7 protein-coding genes are annotated in these 5,720 nt (G+C 55.3%); 3 read left to right on the forward strand and 4 right to left on the reverse strand.

The genetic code is table 11. The features are described from left to right. Positions 1-538: 538 nt before the first annotated feature. From M7R55_RS00065 to M7R55_RS00075, 3 genes are read left to right on the forward strand one after another with little or no spacing between them, the layout of a single operon-like run. The gene (locus tag M7R55_RS00065; protein WP_298217399.1) at positions 539-1,330 is read left to right on the forward strand and encodes a sulfite exporter TauE/SafE family protein; all 792 of its coding nucleotides are present in this window, start codon (positions 539-541) and stop codon (positions 1,328-1,330) included. Positions 1,331-1,340: 10 nt separating this feature from the next. Beyond that, positions 1,341-1,865, forward strand: coding sequence for a pantetheine-phosphate adenylyltransferase (gene coaD / locus M7R55_RS00070; RefSeq protein ID WP_298217401.1), 525 nt, complete (start codon positions 1,341-1,343; stop codon positions 1,863-1,865). A 31-nt stretch (positions 1,866-1,896) separates the two neighbouring features. Further along, positions 1,897-2,142 (forward strand): YfhL family 4Fe-4S dicluster ferredoxin, encoded by a 246-nt coding sequence (locus M7R55_RS00075; RefSeq protein ID WP_290678589.1) that lies wholly within the window; start codon positions 1,897-1,899, stop codon positions 2,140-2,142. A 96-nt stretch (positions 2,143-2,238) separates the two neighbouring features. Here M7R55_RS00075 and M7R55_RS00080 read toward each other — a convergent pair whose 3' ends face one another. From M7R55_RS00080 to carB, 4 genes are all read right to left on the reverse strand, one after another. Further along, positions 2,239-2,508, reverse strand: a complete 270-nt coding sequence (locus tag M7R55_RS00080; protein ID WP_298217404.1) for an acyl carrier protein — start codon at positions 2,506-2,508, stop codon at positions 2,239-2,241. Beyond that, complete coding sequence (gene serS, locus M7R55_RS00085; protein ID WP_298217407.1) at positions 2,505-3,800, reverse strand: serine--tRNA ligase; 1,296 nt, start codon at positions 3,798-3,800, stop codon at positions 2,505-2,507. Before serS ends, M7R55_RS00080 begins: the two co-directional genes overlap by 4 nt. A 31-nt stretch (positions 3,801-3,831) precedes the next feature. After that, the gene (gene greA / locus M7R55_RS00090) at positions 3,832-4,308 is read right to left on the reverse strand and encodes a transcription elongation factor GreA (RefSeq protein WP_298217409.1); all 477 of its coding nucleotides are present in this window, start codon (positions 4,306-4,308) and stop codon (positions 3,832-3,834) included. Further along, positions 4,308-5,720: carbamoyl-phosphate synthase large subunit (gene carB, locus M7R55_RS00095; RefSeq protein ID WP_298217411.1), on the reverse strand; the 1,413-nt coding region annotated here is incomplete at its 5' end. The genes carB and greA, both read right to left, overlap by 1 nt.

Below are 5,720 nucleotides of genomic sequence, written 5' to 3' on the forward strand. Positions count from 1 at the left end.
TGTTTATGGGCCTGAAGAACGTGGCCAGAAAATGGACTCGTCCCATTAGGGACTGGAAAGCGGCACTCAATCAGTTCGTCATTCTGTACGGTGACCGGGTGCCTGACTGAACTCAGTTACACAGATTATTTGACACCCTCCATTCGGCAGATTTTATTTTAACTGCATGGCATTGGTGCGGCCTGTGTCGAGTAGTTGTCGACAATCAGATGGATATCGAAGTCCCTTTTTCGTTTCTCGGTCGACCCTTTTCAGAAATCTCTGGAATGATCGAACAAATGCAAGCCTTCCCAGGGTAGGTGTTATGCTGATGCGCCGTACTTGACAGGGTTAATCAGGCTTTTTTGCAGTTGATGCTAGACACCCCCCGTTTCAGCAGGCCGGGCTGAAAATCACAACCACTACGCCACTCGATATCCGGTTCAATAACGATCCACCTATTCATACATAAATATTATTCATTATAAGTAAATTCTAAAATTAGCTATCCTTGTTGCTGATTACACCTTTACCGTCACACCCAACGAGCGATCTGATTTTGATTGAATACAGTATCTACATCCTTCTCGGGATTTTCTCGGGCCTGATCGCTGGTCTGCTGGGCATTGGCGGCGGCCTGGTAGTGGTTCCGGTATTGTTGTTGCTATTTCCGACCATTGGCTTGGGTGACAATCCTAATCTGGTACATATCGCCATTGGCACCTCTCTGGCCACAATTCTTTTTTCGTCAATCGCATCGATTTACACGCACCACCGAAACAAAGGGGTGTTATGGGATCTGTTTATCCGCATTGCGCCCGGCGTAGTCATCGGCTCTATTTTAGGTTCCACTATCGCCCATCTGTTGCCGGGCGACATTCTAAAAAGGGTGTTTGGAGTCTTGGAAATCCTGATTGCGTTGCAAATGGCTTTTGGTAAAAACCCCACCCCCACACGCAAGCTGCCTAGCACCGTGCCACTCACCGGCGTGGGTGTGGGCGTGGGCACAGTGGGCACGATTATGGGTATGGGCGGCGGCGCGTTGACCACGCCTTTTTTTCTCTGGTGTAATGTAGCGGCACGCAACGCCATGGCCACCAGTGCCGCAATTGGTCTGCCCAATGCGTTGGTGGGTGCAGCGGGTTATGTGCTGACAGGTTGGCATGCGCCAGATTTACCGCCGTGGTCACTGGGCTATATCTATTTGCCGGCCTTGATTGGAATTGTCATTCCAAGTTTGTTTTTCGCGCCCATCGGTGCAACGCTCACTCACCGGCTACCTGCCAAAACCCTCAAGCGCATTTTCTCGATTGTCCTCGTAATTCTGGGCATCAATATGCTGGTGCATTAGGTTCTAATCCATGAAACGCGCTATCTATCCCGGTACGTTTGATCCCATCACCTTTGGCCATATCGATGTCGCCCGACGGGCGGCTCGTCTCTATGATGAGGTGATTGTTGCCGTAGCGGCCGCTTCAACCAAAACTCCGATTTTCAATCTGGAACAGCGCTCAGAGCTTGCCAGTGTGGCGTTGCAGGAATTCCCCAATATCCGTGTGCTGTCGTTCGACGGATTGCTGGTCGAATTCGCGCGGGAACTGGGCGCAAGCTCGATTGTGCGGGGGCTGCGCGCCGTATCGGATTTCGAGTCCGAGATTCAGATGGCCGCAGTCAATCGTCGACTGGCGCCGGAAATCGAAACGGTCTTCCTTTCCCCCACCGAGGAACTGGGCTTCGTGTCGTCCAGTATCGTGCGTGAACTGGCCCGTTTGGGTGGAAACGTCGCCAGTTTCGTGCCATTGCACGTGGTGGATGCGCTAAAAGAAATCATCAAGCACGAACAGGCCACAAAAGCCGGGCCAAACATGCTAAATTCACGCCACTGATGTTCGAGATAGCGCCGAAGAGGAGTGAACCATGTCCCTGTTGATTACCGATGAATGCATCAACTGCGATGTTTGCGAGCCGGAATGCCCGAATGGCGCCATTTCGCAAGGCCCGGAGATTTATGTGATTGATCCGAACCTGTGCACCGAGTGCGTGGGTCATTACGATACGCCACAATGTGTTGAAGTGTGCCCTGTGGACTGCATTCCACTCGATCCTGACCACCGCGAAACGCATGAAGAATTGCTGGCCAAGTATCACTTGATCAACGATTGATTCGTTTTCGGTAAAAGCCGGAAACAAAACGACAAAACCCGCCCGGAAAATTCATGGGCGGGTTTTTATTGTTTTGCAAACAAGGAAATCGAGAAATCAGTGCGGCAGTCGCGACTCGATTGCCAGCGTCAATGTACCCAGGGTCTCGAACCAGGCCGAGTCGATTTCATCATCCGAAAGGACGATGTCGAAACGATCTTCGAGTGCCGTGAGCATGAGAACCACCCCCATGGAATCGAGCTCTGGCAAGGCCCCGAGTAATGGGGAATCTGCCGTCAACCGAGCAGCCGGAATATCCAGCCCCAGGGTGGAAATCACCGTCTGACGGACATCGTCAAAGATGACGGAATCGGCCGCTTCACTCATGCTTTACCCTGCTGCCCCTCAGGAACACAGATAGCCGCTCTGCCCTGAAAGTAAGGCCGCAGTGCTAGCGGCAGTGCAATACTGCCGTCTGCCTGCTGGTGGTTTTCCAGCAAGGCAACCAGGGTGCGCCCTACGGCCAGGCCTGAGCCGTTCAGAGTATGTACGAGCTGCGGCTTGCCATCGGCGTCGCGCACGCGTGCTTGCAGGCGGCGCGCCTGAAAATCGGTACAGTTGGAGCAGGAAGAGATTTCCCGATAGGTGTTCTGGCCGGGCAGCCAGACTTCCAGATCGTAGGTTTTCGCCGCCGAGAAGCCCATATCGCCCGTGCACAACTGCATGACGCGGTACGGCAGCTCCAGCGCCTGCAAAACGGCTTCGGCGTGGCCGGTCAGTGCTTCCAGTGCGGCGGCGGAGTCCTCGGCCCGTACAATCTGCACCAGCTCGACCTTATCGAACTGATGTTGCCGGATCATCCCTCGGGTATCACGCCCAGCCGCACCCGCTTCCGCACGGAAACTAGGTGTGTGCGCCACATAGCGCCGGGGCAAATCATTGGCCGACAACAATTCGTCACGAACCAGATTGGTGAGCGGCACTTCAGCCGTGGGGATCAGATACCAGTCGGCATCGCCCTTGAGCGCAAACAGGTCCTCACCGAATTTGGGCAACTGACCGGTACCGAACAGGCTCTTGTCATTGACGATGTAGGGCACGTACATCTCGGTGTAACCGTGCTGACTGATGTGCAGATCAAGCATGAACTGCGCGAGCGCACGATGCAGGCGCGCCAGATCGCCGGCCAAGGTCACAAACCGTGAGCCGGTCAGCTTCACCGCCTGCTCGAAATTCATCCCGAGTGCGGCGCCCAGCGCGACATGATCCTGAATTTCAAAGTCGAACGTCCTCGGTGTGCCCCAACGACGCACTTCGACATTACCCGCTTCATCTTCACCGAAGGGAACGTCTTCGGCCGGCAGATTGGGCACAAGCGAAAACAGGGCATCCAGCTCGGATTGAATCTCGCCCAGACGCTGCTTGGCTTGATCGAGTTTCTGCCCCAGGCCACCGATTTCGGCCATCAACGCGGCGGTATCTTCGCCAGCGGCCTTCATCTTGCCGATCAGCTTCGATCGACTGTTGCGTTCGGCCTGCATCTGCTCAGTATCGACCTGAACCTGTTTGCGCTCGTTTTCAAGCGCGGTAAACCGGGCCACGTCGAACGTGAAACCGCGTCGCGCCAACTGCGCGGCAACCGCTTCGGGATCACTGCGAACTAACTTGGGGTCAAGCATGATGGGAAATTCTTTCTGTTGGGCCGCCCAATCAGGCGATATATTGAACTTCGGTGATTTCGAAAATCCGCTTGCCGCCTGGGGCATCGACAGTCACTTCATCACCCAACGACTTGCCCACCAGCGCTCGGGCAATGGGTGAATGGATCGAGATCATGTTGGATTTGATATCGGCTTCATCATCGCCCACGATCTTGTAGGTGATTTCTTCGTCGCTATCCACATCGAGCACACTGACAGTCGCACCGAAAATCACCTTGCCGGATGGCGGAAGTCGGGTGACATCGATGATATTGGCATGAGACAGCTTGGCTTCGATCTCTTTGATCCGGCCTTCGATGAACCCCTGCTCTTCACGCGCGGCATGATATTCGGCATTTTCCTTCAGATCACCCAGATCACGCGCTTCGGCAATCGCCTGGATGATGCGTGGACGCTCAACACTGCGCAGTTGCTTGAGTTCGGCTTCTAATTTGGCCGCTCCGGCGGCCGTCATTGGCGTTTGCATTACACTTCACACTCTTTATGCAGGTCTTGCAACCGGTTGACGGAAATCGGCTGCTGCAGATAAGCCAGCGCGAGGGCCATTGCCTCGGCGCCCGCCATGGTCGTGAAATAGGGTACACGTTGATGCAGCGCTTCGCGACGGATCTGGAACGAATCCGAACGCGACTGGTTGCTGCTGGTTGTCGTGTTGATGATCAAGGCAATCTCTTTGTTTTTGATCATATCAACAATATTAGGGCGGCCTTCGGTCACTTTGTTCACCGACTCGACCGTCAACCCCTGTTCAGTCAGATGGCGCGCGGTACCGCGCGTGGCGCAGAGCGAGAAACCTTGCGCAGACAGAGCCTTCGCCACCGCGGCGGCGGCAAAATAATCCTGCTTGCGAACGGAAACGAAGGCCAGGCCGGAAGTCGGCAATGAATTGCCAGCACCCGCCTGAGCCTTGGCAAAGGCTTCGCCGAATTCACGCCCGATGCCCATCACCTCGCCGGTTGATTTCATCTCGGGGCCGAGCAGTGGATCAACACCGGCAAATTTGATGAACGGGAACACCGCTTCCTTGACCGCATAATACGGCGGCACGCACTCACGGGTGACTGACTGCTTGGCGAGCGATATGCCCGCCATGGCGCGCGCTGCAATCTTTGCGAGCGGTATGCCCACCGCCTTGGATACGAACGGTACCGTCCGGGACGCGCGCGGGTTCACTTCGATGATGTAGATATCGTTGCCTTGAATCGCGACCTGAGTATTCATCAAACCGACAACATTCAATGCCTTGGCCATGGCCGTCACCTGGGCACGAACTTCTGCCAGAATCGGTGCAGCAACCGTGTACGGCGGGAGCGAACAGGCAGAGTCACCGGAGTGCACCCCGGCCATTTCGATGTGTTCCATCAAACCGCCGATGACCACGTTCTCACCATCAGATACCGCATCGATGTCCATTTCAGTCGCATCGTCGAGGAATCGGTCGAGCAGTACGGGCGAATCGTTGGAGGCTTTGACCGCATCACGCATGTACCGCTTGAGCCCTTCTTCGTTGTGCACGATTTCCATCGCCCGGCCACCCAGCACGTAGGATGGCCGAACGACCAGCGGATAGCCGATCTGAGCGGCGAGATTGATGGCTTCGTCCGCCGAACGGGCCGTGCGGTTGGGCGGCTGCTTGAGCCCCAGTTCGGAAATCATGGCCTGGAAGCGTTCGCGATCTTCTGCCCGGTCGATGGCATCGGGCGTGGTACCGATGATCGGCGCGCCTGCTTTTTCGAGATCGCGCGCCAGTTTCAGCGGTGTCTGACCGCCGAACTGCACGATGACACCCTTGGGTTTTTCAACCTCGACGATTTCGAGCACGTCTTCGAGCGTCAACGATTCAAAATAGAGTCGATCGGAAATATCGTAATCGGTCGA

Source organism: Halothiobacillus sp. (assembly GCF_027346185.1).
Lineage (GTDB): Bacteria > Pseudomonadota > Gammaproteobacteria > Halothiobacillales > Halothiobacillaceae > Halothiobacillus.